This is a genomic window from Pseudomonas sp. 43A, assembly GCF_013363935.1.
In the GTDB taxonomy this organism is placed as follows: Bacteria; Pseudomonadota; Gammaproteobacteria; order Pseudomonadales; family Pseudomonadaceae; genus Aquipseudomonas; species Aquipseudomonas crudilactis.
In genome coordinates this window covers 2,768,865-2,787,947 of the sequence record NZ_CP054880.1, presented here as the reverse complement: position 1 = coordinate 2,787,947, position 19,083 = coordinate 2,768,865, and the positions used below count along the sequence as shown (strand labels likewise).

The window sequence follows — 19,083 nt, the reverse complement described above, 5'->3', positions numbered from 1 at the left end:
CGTCAACACTTTCGGTTCGTGGTGGTGGTCTGCCGCTGTTTTGCCATCGCTCTACGCAACCTTGCACCCTATAAAAAATCAGAGATGCCGCTATGACTGCTTCATCCCCTTCTCTATTGCAACGTTTGAAAAACCTCAGCCTGGTCACGCAGATCGTGATCGGCCTGATCGCCGGTATCGCCCTGGCGATGTTTGCCCCGGAAGCCGCGAAGTCCACAGCATTCATCGGCAAGGTGTTCGTTTCGGCGTTGAAAGCCGTGGCACCGATTCTGGTGTTCGTCCTCGTGATGGCGTCGATTGCCAACCACAAACACGGTCAGGAAACCCACATCCGCCCGATTTTGTTCCTCTATCTGCTGGGCACCTTCGCCGCAGCAGTGGTGGCCGTGGTTGCGAGCATGGCGTTCCCGTCGCATCTGGTGCTGTCCACTGAAAACGTTGCGGTGACCGCGCCGGGCGGCATTGGCGAAGTGTTGCAAAGCCTGCTGTTGAGCGTGGTGGACAACCCGGTCAGCGCCCTGATGAACGCCAACTTCATCGGCATTCTGGCCTGGGCGATCGGCATGGGCATCGCGATTCGCCATGCCGGCGACACCACCCGCGAAGTGCTGGGCGATCTGTCCAACGGCGTGACGGTGATCGTGCGCGTAGTGATTCGCTTCGCCCCGCTAGGCATTTTCGGTCTGGTCGCTTCGACGCTCGCCACCTCTGGCTTCGGCGCGCTGGTCGGTTATGCGCACCTGCTGGCCGTGCTGCTCGGTTGCATGCTGTTCGTGGCGCTGGTGATGAACCCGCTGATCGTGTTCTGGAAGCTGCGTCGCAACCCTTACCCGCTGACCCTCAAGTGCCTGCGTGAAAGCGGTATCACCGCCTTCTTCACCCGCAGCTCGGCGGCGAACATTCCGGTGAATCTGGAGTTGAGCAAACGTCTGGGTCTGCATGAAGACACCTATTCGGTGTCGATCCCACTGGGCGCGACCATCAACATGGCCGGTGCGGCGATCACCATTACTGTGTTGACGCTGGCGGCCGTGCATACATTGGGCATCGCCGTGGACATTCCGACGGCGATTCTGCTGAGTGTTGTCGCCGCGATTTGTGCCTGTGGCGCTTCGGGTGTGGCCGGTGGTTCGTTGCTGTTGATTCCGTTGGCGTGCAGCCTGTTTGGCATTCCGAGCGAAATTGCCATGCAGGTGGTGGCGGTCGGTTTCATTATTGGTGTGTTGCAGGATTCGGCAGAGACGGCGCTGAACTCGTCGACTGATGTGCTGTTTACCGCTGCGGCGTGTCTGGGTGAAGAAGCGAAAGCCCAGCGCACTGCGTAACAATTGCGGCAATGAAAAGCCCGCCGAGGTGTGAACCCGGGCGGGCTTTTTTGTGGCTGAGATCTTTTCCCCCTCACCCCAACCCTCTCCCCCCAAGGGGGGCGAGGGGGAAAGGGGGCAGACCGAGTGTTGTTCAAAACCTGAGTTCGACTTGATAGATCAGGTCGGCGTATCTCGAACCAACAACGCGATCAGTCCCCTCTCCCTCCGGGAGAGGGCTAGGGTGAGGGGCTTCTGGCGGTTTAGAACGCGCCCATGTAATCACGTTTGCCCACTTCCACGCCGTTATGACGCAGCAGCGCATAGGTGGTAGTGACGTGGAAGAAAAACTGCGGCAAGCCATAAGTCAGCAAGTACGACTGACCGCTGAAGCGCTTCTCTTTCGGCGTGCCCGGACGGGTTACGATTTCGATGCCTTCCTTGCCATCGATCTGCTCTGGCTTGATCTCGCCGATGTAAGCCAACACCTTGGTGATCAAGGCTTGCAGTTCGGCGAAGGTGGTTTCGGTATCGTCGTACTTCGGCACTTCGACTTCAGCCAGACGCGAGGATACGCCTTTGGCGAAGTCCACGGCGATCTGCACCTGGCGGGTCAGCGGGAACATGTCCGGGTACAGACGGGCCTGCAGGAACGCGTTCGGGTCGATGTTTTTCTCGGTGGCGTGGGCTTCAGCCTTTTTCAGCACATCGCTCAAAGCGTTGAGCATTTGTTGAAAAACCGGGACGGATGCGGCGTATAGGGAAATGGTCATGGCAGTCTCGTGTGGTGGCTGGGTGGAACAAGGAGGCGATTATAGCCATGCTTGATGACCACACGGCTTGCCTTTTGTTTGGCAAGGATTAGGCTAGGCGCCTTCGACTGCAAAGGGAACGCGCGATGACCACTGAACCAGAATCCACCTTCGACGAGCCACGGCTCAATGCCACGGAAATCCGCATCCTCGGCTCGTTGATCGAGAAACAGGCAACCAGTCCGGAAACCTATCCGCTGACCCTTAATGCGCTGGTCACGGCGTGCAATCAAAAAACCAGCCGCGAACCGGTGATGAACCTGACTCAGGGCCAGGTCGGGCAGAGTTTGCGTGCGCTGGAAGGTCGCGGTTTCGCCAAACTGGTGATGGGCAGTCGCGCCGACCGCTGGGAGCACAAGGTCGACAAGGCACTGGAACTGGTGCCGGCGCAGGTGATTCTCAGCGGATTGATGTTTCTGCGTGGTCCGCAAACCGTCAATGAACTGCTGACCCGCAGTGGGCGCATGCATGAATTTGAAGACACCGAGCAGGTGGTACATCAGCTTGAGCGCTTGATCGCGCGGGGTTTGGCCGTGTTGATTCCCCGTCAGGCCGGGCAGCGCGAAGATCGTTACACCCATGCCTTGGGTGATCCGGCGGATATCGAGGCGATCATGGCGGCGCGGCAGAATCCGTTGGATCGCGGCGCAAGCAGCGGCGTGTCAGTCGAGCGCATCGAAGAGCTGGAGGCGCGGATCGCCGCACTGGAAGAACGTCTGGCCCGCTTGGAATAACTACCACCGTTTTATTGTGGGAGCGAGCTTGCTCGCGAATGCGGTGTGTCATTCAACGATGATGTAACTGACACGGCCTATTCGCGAGCAAGCTCGCTCCCACAGGGGTTATTCATCAGGTTTCAGATCCTGGGGTTATTCACCATCCCAGTAATCCACACCATCCGCCTGCCGCGCCACGGCGACAAAGCCTGAGGCATTGCCCTCAGCATCCACCTGAAAATTATCCATCACCGCATATTTGTTCGAATCCGGGTATTCGCAGATTTCCGGCTGTTGCTGGGTACTCACCGCCAGATAACGCAGTTCGGCCTGACTGGTGTTGATGATCTGATGCGCCTGCTCCGGCCCACCCGGCGGGCAAGCGATCACGTCACCCTCGCGAATCGGAAAACGCTCGGCGCCAAGACGCACCTCGCCCTCCCCGGCCACCACGTAGAACATTTCTTCGTTGACCCGATGACTGTGAAACGGGCTGCCGCGCATGCCCGGTGGCAGCGCGTACAGGCGATAACCGAGTTTTTGCGACCCCAATCGCTGACCGACACGGGCCATGCGCTGCTGATAGCGCCCGGCGGTTTCGCCTTCCGGGGCCAGGGCTTCGGGCAGGGGTTCGAGTTCGACCTGATGCAGGTTGAGAATGGGTGGGTGCATGGGGAGCCTCGGTCACGGTTTTTGTGGTGGGCAAGTCTGTGCTTGCTGGGGAGGCAGTATAGGCAATCGAAGTTTGAAACCGAGTCGCGGCCTTCGCGAGCAAGCTCGCTCCCACAGGGGAACGCATTCCAATGTGGGAGCGAGCTTGCTCGCGAAGAGGTCCGCCAGATCAACACAAAACCAAAGAATCAGCTCCGGGCAAACGCCACCGCCGCCGCAAACTGCTCTTCATTCGGGCGCACGCCGGTGTACAGGACAAACTGCTCCAGCGCCTGAATCGCTATCACCTCAAGCCCGGTAATCACCCGCTTGCCCTCGGCCCGACCTCGCACGATCAACGGTGTCTCCGACGGAATCGCCACCACATCAAACACCGTCTCAGCCGCAGCAATAACTTGAGGCTCAAACGCCAGCTGCCCCGCCTCCGGCCCGCCGTCCATGCCCACCGGCGTCACGTTGATCAGCATCTGCGAGCGCTCCTCGCCCAGTTCCGCCTGCCAGCGATAACCCAGCGAATCCGCTAACGCACGCCCGGCGCGCTCGTTGCGGGCGACAATCAAACCGTTTTGGTAACCGCCATCACGCAAGGCACTGGCCACCGCTTTGGCCATGCCGCCGCTGCCACGCAGGGCGAACGTTGAATCCTTGGGCACCGCGTGGGTTTTCAGCAACTGTTCGATGGCAATGTAATCGGTGTTGTAAGCCTTGAGATGACCGTCGGTGTTGACGATGGTATTGATCGACTGGATCGCCGCTGCCGACGCATCCAGTTCATCGACCAGCGCAATGCACGCTTCCTTGAACGGCATCGAAACGCCGCAACCACGGATGCCCAAGGCGCGAATGCCGCCGACAGCACCGGTCAGGTCTTTACTGCTGAATGCCTTGTAGTAGAAATTCAGACCAAGTTGCTCATACAAATGGTTATGAAAACGCAGACCGAAATTGCCTGGACGTCCTGACAGGGACATGCACAGCTGGGTGTCTTTGTTCGGGTTCATCTGCATGAAACTTCTCCTTCAAACGCACTTTCGGATAGACGGGATTAGCCAGCCCATCGGGTTCTGAACGATCATAGAGGCCTGTTTTAAACGGGTTCTGTGGCCCTTGCACGGCCCGGTAAAGAAGCCGGTACAGACCTTACACAAAATTTACCCAGCGGCTGTGCTGATTTTCAGAATTTCGCTGTCTTAGAAGTATCCCCGCGACAACTGTGGGCCTGGTGCAGGCCCTGCCGCCGGGTCGAAGAACCGAGGAATTATCATGATTCGTAAACTCCCCATTCTGGCCTTGTTGATTGGCGCACTTGCGGTCACAGGTCAGGCAGAAGCCGGTGGTGGCCACGGCTGGCAAGGCCCTGCGGTGTTTGGCGCGATCGTCGGCTCGGCCATCATCGGCTCGGCACTGATCAACCAGGATCGGCCGGTGTATGTGCAACAACAGCCGGTTTATGTTCAACCGCAACCGGTCTACGTGCAGCAGCCGCCACCACCGGTCTACTACCAGCCGGCGCCGGTGTATGTGCAACAACCGGTATACATTCAACAGGCCCCCGTCTACTACGGCCCGCCTCGCGGTTATTACGGCCGGCCACATGGCTACTACGGCGGTCCACGCTGGTAACCGGAACGCAAAGCCCCGCTTTTATAGCGGGGCTTTTTTATGACCGTTGGTCGGCCAGCGTCTGAAAAAATCTCGCCAAGGTCGCTGTGAGGACAGTTTCACCGGCTAAAGTCGGCATGATTGACTCGACCGTTATGTAGATTTCCACAAAACGGTCACTTATTTGTCATGACGGAACCGCAATCTGAATCCGTCCGTAAACAACAGGTTGATAACAACAAGGACGACTGTATGCCAACACAAAACCCGCACCGCATCGTCGGCCTGTGCACCTCCAGCAAGGTGTACAGCGCGCTGACCGAACTCAAGCACCTGGAAGGCCACCGCTGCGCCAAGTTTCTTTCGCTGCTGGCGGAGAATCTGGTGCACAAAGGTTTGCTCAACGAACGCGAAGTCATGCACATGCTTGATCAAGTGGTCGACTGAAGCCTCAATGGCATCAATGACCACTATCGAAAGCGTTGATTGTCCGTAGAAGCGGCGAATCTCTAAGGTAGCTCCATTGATAGATGGAGGTACCCGTCATGGCTCAGGTTCAAATCATGTCCGTTATCGGCAGCGCCGTTCCCGCCTCGCTCAGAGCCTCGGGCTTGCTCGCCTGCTGGTATCTGATGCGCGACGGCGAAGCCATCAGCGGCCCGCTCACTTCGCTGCCCGCTGCGCAGGCACTGTCGCAAAAGATCGTCAGCCAGCCGTTTCACGCCTAAGGCAATTGCACCTTGGGCTTGGTCTCGGCGAACAGCGCCCAGCTCGACATGAACAACGCCGCGATCAGCGGCCCGATCACGAAGCCGTTGAGGCCAAACACCGCCAGACCGCCAAGGGTCGAGATCAGAATCATGTAGTCGGGCATTTTGGTGTCCTTGCCCACCAGAATCGGCCGCAGCACGTTGTCCACCAAACCGATCACAAACACCCCGAACAAGCCCAGCACCACGCCCTGCCAGATCATCCCGCTGAGCAGGAAATATACCGCCACCGGCGCCCAGACAATCCCCGCGCCGACCGCTGGCAGCAACGACAGAAACGCCATCAACACCGCCCACAGCAACGCGCTGGGGATATCGAGAAACCAGAAAATTGCCCCGCCCAATGCACCTTGCGTCACCGCAACCACCAGATTGCCCTTGACCGTTGCGCGCACCACGCGGTTGAACTTCAACTGCAAGCGGCGCTTGTGATTCTCCTCCAGCGGTACGGAGGTGCGCACCTTGCGCGCCAGTTCGGCGCCGTCGCGCAGGAAGAAAAACAGCAAGTACAGCATGATGAAAAAACTCACCACGAACTCGAACGTACCCTGGCCAAAGCTGAACGCCTGGCTGGCCAGCACCTGACTGCCCTGCATCGCCGATTTGACGATTTTCTCGCGCAGGCCATTGAGTTCGCCCATGCCGAAACGGTCGAGCAAGTGCTGAAAGTACGGCGGCAGGCTGTGCTTGAATTGCGCCAGATACGCAGCAATGTCCAGCTCGCCGCTTTCGATGTTCTTGTAGACCGCCGCGCCTTCCTGCACCAGCAGCACGCTGAGGATGATCACCGGCAGAATCGCGATCACCAGGCAGATCGACAAGGTACACAGCGACGTCAGGTTGCGCTGCCAGCCGAATTTCGCCTGCAGCCGGCGTTGCATCGGCGCAAACACAATGCCGAGAATCACCGCCCAGAATACCGCGCCGTAGAACGGCAAGAGGATCCAGATAAACGCCACCGTGACCAGCAACAGCAGCACGGTGAGGGATTTGAATTGAAGGCTTTTTTCGTTCATGTCCGATCCATGTCAGTCAGGCGTCATGCACGCCCCGCTCCTTAGTCAGCCGCGGCGTGCACGAGTGCCATCTTTATTCATGGAGCATAGATCCAGATCAACAAACCCTCGCCGCATCTGACTTACCCTGCCGCGCTTTTGCGACCGACACCGCCATGACCTCGATCCTCGCCGCCCCCGAACTGCTCGCTCCCGCCGGCACCCTGAAAAACATGCGCTACGCCTTCGCCTACGGTGCCGATGCAGTCTATGCCGGCCAGCCGCGTTATAGCCTGCGGGTGCGCAACAACGAGTTCGATCACGCCAACCTGGCGCTGGGGATTCGTGAGGCCCAGGCGCAGGGCAAGCGCTTCTACGTGGTGGTCAACATCGCGCCGCACAACGCCAAGCTGAAGACCTTCCTCAAGGATCTGGCGCCGGTGATCGAGATGGCGCCGGATGCACTGATCATGTCCGACCCCGGGCTGATCATGCTGGTGCGTCGCCATTTCCCGCAGATGCCGATTCACCTGTCGGTGCAGGCCAACACGGTGAACTGGGCGAGTGTCGAGTTCTGGCAGCAACAGGGGCTGAGCCGGATCATCCTGTCGCGGGAATTGTCGCTGGAAGAAATAGGCGAAATCCGCGAACAGGTGCCCGGCATGGAGCTGGAAGTGTTCGTCCACGGCGCGCTGTGCATGGCCTACTCCGGGCGCTGCCTGCTGTCGGGTTACATGAACAAGCGCGATGCCAATCAGGGCAGCTGCACCAACGCCTGTCGCTGGAAATACTCGGCGCAAGAGGCCACGGAAAACCAGCTCGGCGAAATCGTCCAGACCTTTCAGCCCGAGCCGACCCTGGGCCTCGGCGCGCCCACCGATCAGGTGTTCCTGTTACAGGAAGCCAACCGTCCCGACGAATTGATGCCTGCTTTCGAGGACGAGCACGGCACCTACATCATGAACGCCAAGGACCTGCGCGCGGTGCACCATGTCGAGCGTCTGACGCGTATGGGTGTGCATTCATTGAAAATTGAGGGTCGGACCAAATCGCACTTCTATTGCGCGCGTACCACTCAGGTTTATCGCCGGGCGATTGATGATGCGGTGGCCGGGCGTGAGTTTGATCGCAACCTGATGACGGATCTGGAGTCACTGGCCCAGCGCGGCTACACCGAAGGTTTTCTGCGCCGGCATGTGCATGACGAGTATCAGAATTATCAGCACGGTAGTTCGGTGTCGGAGCGCCAGCAGTTCGTGGGTGAGCTGACTGGTGAGCGGCGTGAGGGCCTGGCCGAGATCAAGGTGAAGAACCGTTTTGGTCTTGGTGATCATCTGGAATTGATGACGCCCGAGGGCAATTTTCATTTTGATTTACGTGAATTGCAGAGCCTTAAGGGTGAGGCGATCAAAGTGGCGCCGGGGGATGGGCATACGGTTTATGTGCCGATTCCGGAAGGGGTGGATTTGCGGTTTGGGTTGTTGATGCGGGATATCGGGCTGCGTGAAAAAGCCCCTCACCCTAGCCCTCTCCCAGAGGGAGAGGGGACTGATTGGGGGATATTGGAGAAATCCACCGACCTGAAAGCATGGCAGTGAATCCATAATCGACTGTTCCGATCAAGCACACTGGAATTGGTTGAATCTATATTCAACACGGTGTTTCAGGTCGGCGTATAACCCGAGACACCTCGGTCGGCCCCCTCTCCCTTCGGGAGAGGGCTGGGGTGAGGGTCAGCGGCGACGGCGATGGGGATTGCTTCGGTCGGGCTGGCGGAGCGGCCGACACTGATGGTGCTGGCGGGATCGGTGGTGGTGGTGATCAGTGTGTTGGCGTTGAATCTGGAGCGGCGGGTTGGCGATGTTCGGGCTGCCGGGGTCTGATCTGAAATCGTTTCTGCGCCTGATACAGTCTTCGCGAGCAAGCTCGCTCCCACAGGAAAATGCGTTCCAATGTGGGAGCGAGCTTGCTCGCGAAGGGGCCGGTAAATCCAGCGCAACAACCAGAATTCAGCGCCGATCATCGGACAGCGGCGTCGGCTCATCCGCCGGCGGCACATCCTCATCGTCCGCCGTCGGATCCTTCCAGTCCTCTGGCCGATCGGCATCGCTCAGCGGGTCGCGCCCCGGGGGCATCCCCATCGGGGAATCATGATCGGCCAGTGTTGGCTCATCGGTACCGGGCAGCGGCCGGGTTGGATCGGTGGGCAGCACACCACCCTGAAACAGCAAATCGTTAGCCATGACGCACCTCACTCAGGAGGTCCGGAATACCCGGGCCGTACAACTTGGAATCAGCGCTGCGTACCGCGTGCTATTGAACAGACCAACGGCGTTCAACCCTGCGCGGAAAAGCGGTCGCGGCTATTGGTCAGATGCAGCCACATCGCTGCCCGCGCGGCATCGGCATCCTGACGCTTGATCGCATTCAGGATCGCCTCATGTTCCAGATGGGCCAGTTGCCCGAGCTTGCTCAGATCCGCCGCACCGCGCTCGGCGGCGTTGAGCCGGTTGCGCGGAATCATCGCACTGCCCAAGTGCTGCATGATTTCACTGAAGCAGACGTTGCCGGTCGCCTCGGCGATCAGCAGATGAAAACGTCGATCGGCCTCGACGCAACTGTCGTTGTTGTCCAGTAACCGCTGATAGTCATCCAGCGCCTGACGCATTTGCAGCAATTGCTGTTCGCTGCGCCGTTGCGCCGCCAGTGCCGCTGCCTGGGTTTCCAGGCCCAGACGCAATTCAAGAATGCTGCGCACGCCCAGCGCGGTATCGACATTCAGGCGCAAGCCCTGCTCCGGCGCACGCTCGATGACGAACGTGCCGATGCCGTGCCGCGTCTCGACCAGTCCCGAAGCCTGCAATTTGGAAATCGCCTCGCGCACCACGGTGCGGCTGACGCCGTGTTCCTGAACGATGGAATTCTCCGACGGCAGCTTGTCACCCGGTGACAGGTGGCCGAGCAGGATGCTCTGGGTGAGTTTATCCACCAGATCATGGGCGAGGTTGTGCGCACGTTTGCGAGCGGGAGCGTCGAGGTCTTCTTGCATGGTCGGTTCCGGTGATCGGGGCTTGCCGATCGTAGCATTGAGAAGCTGGCTGACGGGAGTGATTCTAGCGCCTAACTTGTATGACAACATTCAAATAAATTGGAAAAAACCAGGACTCCTTGAAGACCGCTCGTGCGCAGACGCAGGAATTTATCGCGCACCTCAAAGCACAACACTCAATAAACGCTAGGTAAAAATACGAAAAAGCATAAGAAACCAGCCTTCCAGATAAAATTAATCGGCCCTCCCTACTTGTAGGACAAAAATTCTCAGTTGTATGATGTCTATCAACAACGCAGCACCTGCCCTACCCCGCATAAAAATAATCAGTGGGAGAAAAACAAGTGAAAACCTCCGTCTCCGGGATGAACGAGGGTGTCGATTCGACACTCGCCTCGGCCATCTCGAAAGTGAAACGCCACGTCCTGCCGCTTTTCGTGATCATGTTCATCGTCAATTACATTGACCGGGTGAACATCGGTTTCGTCCGCACCCACATGGAACATGACTTGGGCATTGGTGCCGCCGCTTACGGCTTCGGCGCCGGTCTGTTCTTCATCGGTTACGCACTGTTCGAAGTGCCCTCCAACATGCTGCTGCAGAAAGTCGGCGCACGTATCTGGCTGACTCGCATCATGTTCACCTGGGGCCTGGTCGCCGCCGGCATGGCGTTCATCCAGAACGAAACCCACTTCTATGTGCTGCGCTTTCTGCTCGGCGTGGCCGAGGCCGGATTCTTTCCCGGGGTGATCTACTACTTCACCCGTTGGCTGCCCGGCGCCGAACGCGGCAAGGCGATTGCGATCTTCCTCAGCGGCTCGGCCGTGGCCTCGCTGATCTCCGGTCCGCTGTCGGGTCTGCTTCTGCAAATCAACGGGCTGGGCATGCACGGCTGGCAATGGATGTACTTCATTGAAGGGATGTTCTCGGTGTGCCTGTGCGTGTTCGTCTGGTTCTGGCTCGACGCCAAACCCCACGACGCGAAATGGCTGAGCCGCGCCGAACAGGACGCACTGGTCAACGCCATCGACGCTGAACAGAAAGCCCGCGAAGCCGCGACACCGATCCGGCCATCCATGGGCAAATTGCTCAAGGATCGCCAGATCATCCTGTTCTGCCTGATCTACTTCTTCATTCAATTGACGATCTACGCGGCAACCTTCTGGCTGCCGAGCATCATCAAGAAAATGGGCGAGATGAGCGACTTCCAGGTCGGCCTGTTCAACTCGATCCCATGGTTGCTGTCGATCATCGGCATGTACGCCTTTGCCTCGTTCTCGGCCAAGTGGAAACACCAACAGGCGTGGGTCGCCACCGCACTGTTGATCGCCGCTGCGGGAATGTTCATGTCCACCACCGGCGGGCCGATCTTCGCCTTCGTTGCGATCTGCTTTGCCGCGCTGGGCTTCAAATCCGCTTCGTCGCTGTTCTGGCCGATTCCGCAGGCGTATCTGGATGCCCGCATCGCGGCGGCGGTGATCGCGCTGATCAACTCGGTGGGCAACCTCGGCGGCTTCGTCGCGCCGACTACGTTCGGTCTGCTCGAAGAACACACCGGCTCGATTCAGGGCGGCCTCTATGGTTTGGCCGCGACCTCGATCATTGCCGCGATCATCGTCTTCTTCGCGCGCACCACACCGAAACCTGCTGCTGATATCGCCGTGGCCGATGCCGCGCCAAAGCACGCCTGACGTCCATTTTTAAAGATTGCGAATAAGAAGGATAAAAGCCATGACTGCACACGACATCGCTAAAGCCCCGATCATCACTGACATGCAAGTCATCCCGGTGGCCGGCCACGACGGCATGCTGCTCAATCTGAGCGGCGCCCATGGGCCGTTTTTCACTCGTAACATCGTTATTCTCAAGGACAACGCCGGCCACACCGGCGTCGGTGAAGTGCCCGGTGGCGAGCGCATTCGCCAGACCCTGGAAGACGCGCGCAGCCTGGTAATCGGCAGCCCGATCGGCACGTATCAGAAAATCCTCAATCAAGTGCGCCAGACCTTCGCTGACCGCGATGCCGGCGGCCGTGGGCTGCAGACATTCGATCTGCGCATCACCATCCACGCGGTCACCGGCCTCGAAGCGGCGCTGCTCGATCTGCTCGGTCAGCATCTCGATGTACCGGTGGCAGCACTGCTTGGCGAAGGTCAGCAACGCGACGAAGTGAAGATGCTCGGTTATCTGTTTTACGTCGGTGATCAGCGCGAAACCGACCTCGCCTACCGCAGCGAACCGGACGCCGACAACGACTGGTTCCGCGTGCGTCACGAGAAGGCCATGACTGCCGAAGCCGTGGTGCGCCTCGCCGAAGCGGCCCACGCGAAATACGGTTTCAAGGACTTCAAACTCAAGGGCGGCGTGCTCAGTGGCGATGCCGAAATCGAAGCGGTGACGGCGCTCGCCGAACGTTTCCCCGAGGCGCGGATTACCCTCGATCCGAACGGCGCGTGGTCACTGAAAGAAGCCATTCGCCTGTGCCGCGATCAGCATCAAGTGCTCGCCTATGCCGAAGACCCGTGCGGTGCGGAAAACGGTTATTCGGGCCGCGAAGTCATGGCCGAATTCCGCCGCGCCACCGGGCTGAAAACCGCCACCAACATGATCGCCACTGACTGGCGTGAAATGGGTCATGCGATCCAGTTGCAGTCGGTGGACATTCCACTGGCCGACCCGCATTTCTGGACGATGCAGGGTTCGGTGCGTGTGGCGCAGATGTGCCATGAATGGGGTCTGACCTGGGGATCGCATTCCAACAACCACTTTGATATTTCGCTGGCGATGTTCACCCATGTCGCCGCTGCTGCACCGGGCGAGATCACCGCGATCGACACCCACTGGATCTGGCAGGACGGCCAACGGTTGACCAAGGCGCCGCTGCAAATTGTCGACGGTCTGGTGCAAGTGCCGAAGAAACCGGGACTGGGTGTCGAGCTGGATATGGATCAGGTGGCCAAGGCTAATGAGCTATATAAAGGCATGGGCCTCGGCGCGCGGGACGACAGCGTGGCGATGCAGTTTCTGATTCCGGGGTGGAAATTCGATAACAAGCGGCCGTGTCTGGTGCGCTAACCTGATCTCCAATCCACCACTGCCCCTGTGGGAGCGAGCTTGCTCGCGAATGCGGTGTGTCATAAACAGTAATGTTGACTGACCTGCCCCTTTCGCGAGCAAGCTCGCTCCCACAGGGTTTACGCTAGACGGAAGCCTGTAACAGCCACTCCTTGAACGCTGTCATCGCCGCTGTTTCAGGGCGCGACTGCAACCGCGTCAACCAGTAACTCCCCGTCGTAATCTCAATCGCAAACGGCTGACAAATCGCCTCCGCCGCCAGTTGCCGGGCGAACATCATTGGTGGCGCCAACGCCACACCACTGCCCTGCAACGCCGCTTCCATCATCGCCAGCGACGAATCGAACACGATGCTCTGCGGCGGAGCAGCCTGGGTCGCCAAACCGGCCGCCTGAAACCATTCCGGCCATTCATCGGTGCGATAGGAACGCAGCAGCGTCTGTTGCAGCAAATCCCCCGGCGATTGCAATTGCCGAGCGATCTCCGGCACGCACAACACCGACAGCGGCGCATCGAGCAAACGCGTCGCCTCGATGCCATGCCACGCCCCGGCACCGAAGCGAATGGCGTAATCCAAACCTTCAGCGGCGACATCCACGCGATTGTTGTTGGTCGACAGCCGCAAATCTATGAGCGGATGTTTCGCCCGGAACTCCGCCAGCCGCGGCAACAGCCAACCCACGGCGAACGTACCGACCGCGCCAACGGTCAGCATTTCGCGGTACTGTCCGCCAGCGAGGCGTTCAAGAATCTGCGCGATGTGATCGAACGACGTGCTCAGTACCGGCAGCAAGGTTTCCCCTTCGCTGGTCAGCATCAGCCCACGGGGCAGGCGTTTGAACAGGGTTACGTTGAGTTGCACCTCAAGGCTTTTGACCTGATGGCTGACCGCCGCTTGCGTGACGCACAGTTCCACGGCGGCGCGGGTGAAGCTCAAATGACGCGCCGATGCTTCGAAGGCGCGCAGTGCGTTGAGCGGCAATTGCGGTCGAATCATGCCAAGTCCCAAATTTTTCTAATGGCTCGTGCGAGTTTTCGTCGTTTGTCGATTGGTCGCGCGCTGACTAGATTGGCGGCGCTGATCAGTTGCCCAACGAAGAAATCGCCCGCAGTGTAGCGGGATAACGTCATCAACACTCATGGAGAGTGGTTCATTCATGCCATCCATTCATTCAAAAAAAGTCATTTCCTGCGCCGCTTTCGGCCTATTTTTCGGCGCCTCGGCCTGCATGGCCGCCACGCCCACCGACGCGCAGTTGCAAGCGCTGGTCAACGACACGGTGACGCCGGTAATGCAACAACAGAACATTCCCGGGCTGACCGTGGCGCTGACCATTAATGGCCAGCCGCATTACTTTAACTACGGGGTTGCAGCAAAAGATACCGGGCAGAAAGTCAGCGAAAACACCTTGTTCGAAATCGGCTCGGTGAGCAAAACCTTCGCCGCCACCCTCGCCGGTTACGCCCAGGCCACTGGCAAACTCGACCTGTCGACCAAAGCCAGCCAGCTCTGGCCTGAACTGAAAGGCAGCGCGTTCGACAACATCAGCGTGTTGCAACTGGGCACCTACAGCGCCGGTGGTTTGCCGCTGCAATTCCCGGCGCAATGGGATTCGTCTGACAAGATGCTCGGCTATTTCCAACAGTGGAAACCGGTTTATCCGGCAGGCAGCCATCGCCAGTATTCAAATCCAAGCCTTGGATTGTTCGGTTATCTGGCGGCGAAAAGCCTCGGCCAGCCGTTTGATCAGGCGATGACCCAAACCCTGCTGCCGAAACTCGGTTTGCAGCACACCTACCTCAGCGTGCCTGCCGCGCAAATGGACCTGTATGCGCAGGGTTACGACAAGAACGACAAACCGGTGCGCGTCACCCCCGGCGCCCTGGATTCGCAGGCCTACGGCGTGAAAACCAGCGCGGTGGACATGCTGCGTTACGTGCAGGCCAACCTGAAACCCGAAACGCTGGAAGCGTCCCTGCAAAAAACCATCGCCAACACCCACACCGGGTACTACACGGTCGGCGATATGACTCAAGGTTTGGGTTGGGAAATGTATCGCTACCCGATCAGCCTCGACCGTTTACTGGCTGGCAACTCGACGGAAATGGCCATGCAGGCGCACAAGGTGCAGTGGCTGAACCCGCCGCAACCGCAGCCGCATGACGTGTTGATCAACAAGACCGGCTCTACCGGTGGTTTTGGGACTTACGTGGCGTTTGTGCCCAGCAAGGACGTTGGCATCGTGATCATGGCCAACAAGAACTTTCCGATTCCTGAGCGAGTGAAGATCGCCCACAAAATCCTCAGCGCTGTCGCTGACTGAAAATCAAAAGATCGCAGCCTGCGGCAGCTCCTACAGGATCGGGTTTTCACTCGGTCAATGCAGGAGCTGTCGCAGGCTGCGATCTTTTGTCTTTAAAGCTGTGCCTGCAACTTCCAGCCGATGACATCCATCAAGTCGCAACTGTCACGCAACGGAATCGCCATCACCCGGGCGAAATCCTGCAGCAGCAAAGCATCGTGGCCCTTGCCGTCAACCAGCGCCAGCGTCTCCATCAGTTGCGTCACACAGCGCAAACGATAAGCCGCCGTGCCATGCAGCACATCCACCGGTGCTTCGCGGTCGATCAGCAGAGCGGGAATCTTGCAGTCGATCCCGGTTAGCGGAATGTATCGCGTCATGTTTGAACCTCCCTGTTCAATGTTGCGTCGCCGCCGGTGGATCGAGATTGTCCAGCGCACGGTTGACCAGCAACTCGCCGAGCACGGCCAACTGCTGAATCGACAAGGCGAGGCTACGCGGTGAACCTTGAAGTTCTGCGGCCAGGTCGGTGGTCAGGACGTTCAGTGAAGCAAGGGTTTCGCAAGCGTGGCAGAGCAAAGTGGGCGTATCGATATCGGGGAGGATGGTGAAGAGATGGCTGATGGGATCGGGGTGATGCGGGTTGCGTAAGCGGGGGTTGTTGGCGTCGAAGGATCCTGAATCCATGGGGGATTCGGGAGGGTTTGGCGTTGGTTTTTTCATGTATGAAGTACCGTAGTGAATTGTAGGAAAAACTACCTTTCTCACTTCCACATGAGGGTGGCAGCTGTACGCAGGTGTGGAAGACCAGGCCAATCCACCAAAACCCGGCGCACTCGAAAGTGCCCCTGCGCACAGCCGCCAAAAACGCGGCGATGTTGACATAAATAACGTCGACATGCGCTTTTGAGACATTGATGGATGTAACCGACAACCGGACTTCCACGTCCGGCCACTGTGTTTTGCAGCGGCCAAAGAAGACTATCCCTACACCGCAAAGCCCACCAGTTCACCACCGCCGCCGCGACTTGCAGGAAAAATCCGCAGGCCCTGAAGGAGCTTTGTGTCAGACATTTCCGCCGGCATATGCTGCAACGACTTTGGATTAGCGAATGAATTTGTTGTATCTACACTGCATCGAGTCAATCTTTGGACGAGGATGGCGTCGGGCAAAAAAAACAGTCATTCGAAGGGCGCAGTGATGGAAATCAAAAGTATGAAGCTTGCGGATGTCGGACACTTTGGCGACATGGATATTCAGTTTGCCCCTACCCCGACACACCGTTCGAACATCACGGTGCTGGTGGGAAACAACGGCAGCGGAAAAACCACCATTCTGAAATCCCTGAATATTTGTCTGAGCTGGCTGATCGCAAAAATTCGCTCCAATAAAGGCAATGGCAAATACCTTGTCGATGAAGATATTCGCAACGGCGCTTCAGGAGCCGTCCTCTCGATTGGCATCACCGACGTTTCACATCCGCGCGCAGCTGAGAGTGGTGCGGGTTCCGAAAACGAATTGTTCGTATGGGGCGCTGCCCGAAGTCGCCAAGAAGGTGCAGTTTCGGGCCGTGGATATTTGAACGAAGTCAGACTGCTTGCAGACCACTACCGCACTCAACTCACCGCCGACGATAGTGCCTCACTCCCGCTGATCGCTTATTACCCGGCCGAACGTTGCATTGTAGAAGTCCCGCTGAAAATCAGCGGCAAACAAGCCTTCGATCAACTCGACGGCTACGACACCAGTTTTCACGGGGGTGCCGATTTTGGCAGTTTTTTCGAATGGTTCCGCGAACGCGAAGACAGCGAAAACGAAGACGGGATTTCCGATACCGCACTGGCCGAAATGGCGGAAAAATTCGGCACTGACAGCGACGTCTGGAAAACGCTGGCCAATGTGAAAGCCTCCACTCGCGATCGCCAATTGACTGCCGTTCGTTCGGCCCTCACCGCGTTCATGCCGGATTTCACTAACCTGCGCGTGCAACGCAAACCGCATTTGCATATGGCTATCGACAAGCATGGCGCGACATTGAGTGTCACTCAGCTCTCGCTTGGCGAAAAGTCGATGATTGCGTGGGTGGGTGACATGGCCAGGCGTCTGGCGATGATGAACCCGTCGATGGACAACCCGCTGCACGGCGATGGCATTGTTCTGATCGACGAGGTGGAATTGCGCATGGATCGGCAATGGCAGCTCGGTCTAATTGCGCAATTAAGCGCGACCTTTCCCAATTGCCAGTTCGTGTTGACCACGCATTCTCCACTGGTCATAGGTGATACCAAAGGTGTGCTGGTTTACCTGCTTGATGAGGGCGATAGCCGTGGGTAGACAGGTTGCTGTGAGGGCTTCGGTGTCCGCAAATCTGCAGGCAACGGAATAAACATTGTAGGAGTGAGCCTGCTCGCGATAGCGGTGTATCAGTCAACGCTGATGGTGACTGATACACCACTATCGCGAGCAGGCTCACTCCTCTACAGGGGACGCGTTTTATTCAGTGACTGTGCGATCAGTCATCCGGCATTTCCGGCGGCTTGGCTGGTTTCGCAGGCTTGGCGGGTTTAGCGTTCTTCGCGCCTTTTGCCGGTTCCGGCGTAGCAGCGACCGGTGCCTGAGCCGCAGCGGCCGCTTCCTTCTCGGCCATCGGCATGGCATCGATAGTGTCAAAGATCTTCTTCAAATCCACCGACTTCGCTTCATCCCCCGACGCCGAAAGCTTGGTCTCGCCGTCCTTGCCCACCAGGAAAACTTTCGGATACGCCCCGGCACCGAGCTTCAGCGAGCGCAGCAGCGCCATGGTGTCTTGCTGGCCCATGTCCTTGCCGTCAAGCTGGCCGGCCATGTTGAGGATGGTGTAGACCTTGATGTTGCGGTCGGCGACGCCCTTTTTATTGGCGGGATCCTCTAGCGACTTTTTCAGGGCTACCCACACGGGGTCAACGGTGCTTTGTGCGATCACGATCAGCGGTCGGGCGCGGCCCATATCCCCGGCGATGGGCGAATCGTTGTCAGCGGCGAACAAGGGGCCGGCAATCGCCAGCAAGAGTGTCAGGGTCAATGACCTGATGAGCATGCGCATCTCCTTTTGATATCCACGCTCTAATGATTGCGCATCGTGGCGATTGTTCCGGGCCAACCCGGCAAATATCTTCCGCCTAGTCAGAAGCTTAGGACAGGCGCGACATTGCGCAACATATCCGAGGTGATCGCAACGCGGATTTGATTACCTTTTATGACCGCATTAGGGTGGCGGTTCTGCCCATGAAATGGAGTTCACCCGCATGCACATCGATTACCTGTGCGATCACCCCGAATTGATCGAAGAACTGGCCACGCTCAACTTCAAGGAATGGGGCGAGTTTCGTCCCGGGCAAACCGTCGAGGACCGCATTGAACACATGCGCGCGTCTTGTGGCAGAGGGGCGATTCCCAGTGTGGTGGTGGCACTGGATGGTTCGCGTTTGCTGGGCGGCGCGCTGCTGATCGAAAGCGATCTGAAGCTGCGCCCGAACCTGACGCCATGGCTGGCCGGGGTTTATGTGAAAGCTGAGGAGCGCGGTCGCGGGATTGCCTCGCAACTGGTCAATCGAGTGGTTGAAGAAGCGGCGGCGCTCGGTGTGCCTGAGTTGTATCTGTACACCGACACATCGCAGTCGCTGTATGCGCGGCTGGGCTGGGAAGTGGTTGAAGAACTGGTCTACGACGATTTGCCGGTGACGGTGATGAAATACGCCATTCAGCGTTAACCCTTCGTGAGGCGGCTCGCAACAGGCTGCGCCGC

Annotated in this window: 21 protein-coding genes and 1 pseudogene; 12 read left to right on the top strand and 10 right to left on the bottom strand. The window is 58.4% G+C overall.

Going from position 1 to position 19,083, the window contains the following annotated elements; all coding sequences use genetic code 11:
- Positions 1–92: 92 nt before the first annotated feature.
- Positions 93–1,325 carry a serine/threonine transporter SstT gene (gene sstT / locus HUW52_RS12450; RefSeq protein ID WP_175553796.1) on the top strand — a complete coding sequence of 411 codons (1,233 nt, stop codon included), beginning with the start codon at positions 93–95 and terminating at the stop codon, positions 1,323–1,325.
- Between the two features lie 242 nt (positions 1,326–1,567).
- Here sstT and HUW52_RS12445 read toward each other — a convergent pair whose 3' ends face one another.
- Entirely contained in the window at positions 1,568–2,077 is a 510-nt protein-coding gene (locus HUW52_RS12445; RefSeq protein ID WP_175553795.1) for a DUF1993 family protein, read from the bottom strand.
- Between the two features lie 125 nt (positions 2,078–2,202).
- Here HUW52_RS12445 and HUW52_RS12440 point away from each other — a divergent pair, with 125 nt between their 5' ends.
- On the top strand, positions 2,203–2,850 hold the full coding sequence (locus HUW52_RS12440) for a YceH family protein (RefSeq protein ID WP_108225592.1): 648 nt from the start codon (positions 2,203–2,205) through the stop codon (positions 2,848–2,850).
- Between the two features lie 135 nt (positions 2,851–2,985).
- Here HUW52_RS12440 and HUW52_RS12435 read toward each other — a convergent pair whose 3' ends face one another.
- Together HUW52_RS12435 and HUW52_RS12430 are read right to left on the bottom strand one after the other, a co-directional pair.
- The gene (locus HUW52_RS12435) at positions 2,986–3,504 is read right to left on the bottom strand and encodes a cupin domain-containing protein (protein WP_175553794.1); all 519 of its coding nucleotides are present in this window, start codon (positions 3,502–3,504) and stop codon (positions 2,986–2,988) included.
- A 188-nt stretch (positions 3,505–3,692) separates the two neighbouring features.
- On the bottom strand, positions 3,693–4,511 hold the full coding sequence (locus HUW52_RS12430; protein WP_175553793.1) for a shikimate 5-dehydrogenase: 819 nt from the start codon (positions 4,509–4,511) through the stop codon (positions 3,693–3,695).
- A gap of 256 nt (positions 4,512–4,767) precedes the next feature.
- On the opposite strand from HUW52_RS12430, the gene HUW52_RS12425 reads away from it, so the two are divergent.
- From HUW52_RS12425 to HUW52_RS12415, 3 genes are all read left to right on the top strand, one after another.
- Positions 4,768–5,127, top strand: a complete 360-nt coding sequence (locus HUW52_RS12425; protein WP_007917357.1) for a hypothetical protein — start codon at positions 4,768–4,770, stop codon at positions 5,125–5,127.
- 231 nt (positions 5,128–5,358) lie between these two features.
- Entirely contained in the window at positions 5,359–5,553 is a 195-nt protein-coding gene (locus HUW52_RS12420; RefSeq protein ID WP_016984641.1) for a hypothetical protein, read from the top strand.
- Positions 5,554–5,651: 98 nt separating this feature from the next.
- Complete coding sequence (locus tag HUW52_RS12415; RefSeq protein WP_016984642.1) at positions 5,652–5,834, top strand: hypothetical protein; 183 nt, start codon at positions 5,652–5,654, stop codon at positions 5,832–5,834.
- Here the strand turns inward: HUW52_RS12415 and HUW52_RS12410 are convergent.
- Positions 5,831–6,892, bottom strand: coding sequence for an AI-2E family transporter (locus HUW52_RS12410; RefSeq protein WP_016984643.1), 1,062 nt, complete (start codon positions 6,890–6,892; stop codon positions 5,831–5,833). The two genes, HUW52_RS12415 and HUW52_RS12410, sit on opposite strands and share 4 nt — an antisense overlap.
- 155 nt (positions 6,893–7,047) lie before the next feature.
- Between HUW52_RS12410 and yegQ the strand changes: the two genes are divergently transcribed.
- Entirely contained in the window at positions 7,048–8,469 is a 1,422-nt protein-coding gene (gene yegQ, locus HUW52_RS12405; RefSeq protein ID WP_175553792.1) for a tRNA 5-hydroxyuridine modification protein YegQ, read from the top strand.
- A 144-nt stretch (positions 8,470–8,613) separates the two neighbouring features.
- Positions 8,614–8,754: pseudogene (locus HUW52_RS12400) on the top strand (EamA family transporter); the annotation flags it as partial.
- Positions 8,755–8,880: 126 nt separating this feature from the next.
- Here the strand turns inward: HUW52_RS12400 and HUW52_RS12395 are convergent.
- Complete coding sequence (locus HUW52_RS12395) at positions 8,881–9,114, bottom strand: hypothetical protein (RefSeq protein WP_016984646.1); 234 nt, start codon at positions 9,112–9,114, stop codon at positions 8,881–8,883.
- Positions 9,115–9,206: 92 nt separating this feature from the next.
- The gene (locus HUW52_RS12390; protein ID WP_175553791.1) at positions 9,207–9,920 is read right to left on the bottom strand and encodes a FadR/GntR family transcriptional regulator; all 714 of its coding nucleotides are present in this window, start codon (positions 9,918–9,920) and stop codon (positions 9,207–9,209) included.
- Between the two features lie 344 nt (positions 9,921–10,264).
- Here HUW52_RS12390 and HUW52_RS12385 point away from each other — a divergent pair, with 344 nt between their 5' ends.
- A complete protein-coding gene (locus tag HUW52_RS12385; RefSeq protein ID WP_116030207.1) occupies positions 10,265–11,611 on the top strand; it encodes an MFS transporter in 1,347 nt (448 codons plus the stop codon).
- Between the two features lie 40 nt (positions 11,612–11,651).
- The gene (gene gudD / locus HUW52_RS12380) at positions 11,652–12,995 is read left to right on the top strand and encodes a glucarate dehydratase (protein ID WP_175553790.1); all 1,344 of its coding nucleotides are present in this window, start codon (positions 11,652–11,654) and stop codon (positions 12,993–12,995) included.
- Positions 12,996–13,119: 124 nt separating this feature from the next.
- Here gudD and HUW52_RS12375 read toward each other — a convergent pair whose 3' ends face one another.
- Positions 13,120–13,992: a LysR family transcriptional regulator gene (locus HUW52_RS12375; protein ID WP_175553789.1), complete on the bottom strand. Its 873-nt coding sequence runs from the start codon at positions 13,990–13,992 to the stop codon at positions 13,120–13,122.
- Between the two features lie 160 nt (positions 13,993–14,152).
- Between HUW52_RS12375 and ampC the strand changes: the two genes are divergently transcribed.
- Positions 14,153–15,319: a class C beta-lactamase gene (gene ampC / locus HUW52_RS12370; protein WP_175553788.1), complete on the top strand. Its 1,167-nt coding sequence runs from the start codon at positions 14,153–14,155 to the stop codon at positions 15,317–15,319.
- 92 nt (positions 15,320–15,411) lie between these two features.
- Here ampC and HUW52_RS12365 read toward each other — a convergent pair whose 3' ends face one another.
- Together HUW52_RS12365 and HUW52_RS12360 are read right to left on the bottom strand one after the other, a co-directional pair.
- On the bottom strand, positions 15,412–15,678 hold the full coding sequence (locus HUW52_RS12365) for a hypothetical protein (protein ID WP_175553787.1): 267 nt from the start codon (positions 15,676–15,678) through the stop codon (positions 15,412–15,414).
- 16 nt (positions 15,679–15,694) lie between these two features.
- On the bottom strand, positions 15,695–15,985 hold the full coding sequence (locus HUW52_RS12360) for a DUF6124 family protein (RefSeq protein ID WP_371929249.1): 291 nt from the start codon (positions 15,983–15,985) through the stop codon (positions 15,695–15,697).
- A gap of 376 nt (positions 15,986–16,361) precedes the next feature.
- On the opposite strand from HUW52_RS12360, the gene HUW52_RS12355 reads away from it, so the two are divergent.
- Positions 16,362–17,633: an AAA family ATPase gene (locus HUW52_RS12355; protein ID WP_256668226.1), complete on the top strand. Its 1,272-nt coding sequence runs from the start codon at positions 16,362–16,364 to the stop codon at positions 17,631–17,633.
- 178 nt (positions 17,634–17,811) lie between these two features.
- Here HUW52_RS12355 and HUW52_RS12350 read toward each other — a convergent pair whose 3' ends face one another.
- Positions 17,812–18,375, bottom strand: coding sequence for a DUF4174 domain-containing protein (locus HUW52_RS12350; protein WP_175553786.1), 564 nt, complete (start codon positions 18,373–18,375; stop codon positions 17,812–17,814).
- A 208-nt stretch (positions 18,376–18,583) separates the two neighbouring features.
- Between HUW52_RS12350 and HUW52_RS12345 the strand changes: the two genes are divergently transcribed.
- Entirely contained in the window at positions 18,584–19,048 is a 465-nt protein-coding gene (locus tag HUW52_RS12345; RefSeq protein WP_175553785.1) for a GNAT family N-acetyltransferase, read from the top strand.
- Positions 19,049–19,083: the final 35 nt, after the last annotated feature.

Excerpts from the sequence above, each read along its gene's own strand:
- HUW52_RS12440 (WP_108225592.1), top strand. The coding sequence starts at position 2,203 with ATGACCACTGAACCAGAATCCACCTTCGACGAGCCACGGCTCAATGCC.
- HUW52_RS12430 (WP_175553793.1), bottom strand. The coding sequence starts at position 4,511 with ATGCAGATGAACCCGAACAAAGACACCCAGCTGTGCATGTCCCTGTCA.
- HUW52_RS12410 (WP_016984643.1), bottom strand. The coding sequence starts at position 6,892 with ATGAACGAAAAAAGCCTTCAATTCAAATCCCTCACCGTGCTGCTGTTG.
- ampC (WP_175553788.1), top strand. The coding sequence starts at position 14,153 with ATGCCATCCATTCATTCAAAAAAAGTCATTTCCTGCGCCGCTTTCGGC.
- HUW52_RS12395 (WP_016984646.1), bottom strand. The coding sequence starts at position 9,114 with ATGGCTAACGATTTGCTGTTTCAGGGTGGTGTGCTGCCCACCGATCCA.
- HUW52_RS12425 (WP_007917357.1), top strand. The coding sequence starts at position 4,768 with ATGATTCGTAAACTCCCCATTCTGGCCTTGTTGATTGGCGCACTTGCG.
- HUW52_RS12375 (WP_175553789.1), bottom strand. The coding sequence starts at position 13,992 with ATGATTCGACCGCAATTGCCGCTCAACGCACTGCGCGCCTTCGAAGCA.
- HUW52_RS12345 (WP_175553785.1), top strand. The coding sequence starts at position 18,584 with ATGCACATCGATTACCTGTGCGATCACCCCGAATTGATCGAAGAACTG.
- HUW52_RS12435 (WP_175553794.1), bottom strand. The coding sequence starts at position 3,504 with ATGCACCCACCCATTCTCAACCTGCATCAGGTCGAACTCGAACCCCTG.
- gudD (WP_175553790.1), top strand. The coding sequence starts at position 11,652 with ATGACTGCACACGACATCGCTAAAGCCCCGATCATCACTGACATGCAA.
- HUW52_RS12350 (WP_175553786.1), bottom strand. The coding sequence starts at position 18,375 with ATGCTCATCAGGTCATTGACCCTGACACTCTTGCTGGCGATTGCCGGC.
- HUW52_RS12445 (WP_175553795.1), bottom strand. The coding sequence starts at position 2,077 with ATGACCATTTCCCTATACGCCGCATCCGTCCCGGTTTTTCAACAAATG.
- HUW52_RS12390 (WP_175553791.1), bottom strand. The coding sequence starts at position 9,920 with ATGCAAGAAGACCTCGACGCTCCCGCTCGCAAACGTGCGCACAACCTC.
- HUW52_RS12415 (WP_016984642.1), top strand. The coding sequence starts at position 5,652 with ATGGCTCAGGTTCAAATCATGTCCGTTATCGGCAGCGCCGTTCCCGCC.
- sstT (WP_175553796.1), top strand. The coding sequence starts at position 93 with ATGACTGCTTCATCCCCTTCTCTATTGCAACGTTTGAAAAACCTCAGC.
- HUW52_RS12420 (WP_016984641.1), top strand. The coding sequence starts at position 5,359 with ATGCCAACACAAAACCCGCACCGCATCGTCGGCCTGTGCACCTCCAGC.
- yegQ (WP_175553792.1), top strand. The coding sequence starts at position 7,048 with ATGACCTCGATCCTCGCCGCCCCCGAACTGCTCGCTCCCGCCGGCACC.
- HUW52_RS12365 (WP_175553787.1), bottom strand. The coding sequence starts at position 15,678 with ATGACGCGATACATTCCGCTAACCGGGATCGACTGCAAGATTCCCGCT.
- HUW52_RS12360 (WP_371929249.1), bottom strand. The coding sequence starts at position 15,985 with ATGGATTCAGGATCCTTCGACGCCAACAACCCCCGCTTACGCAACCCG.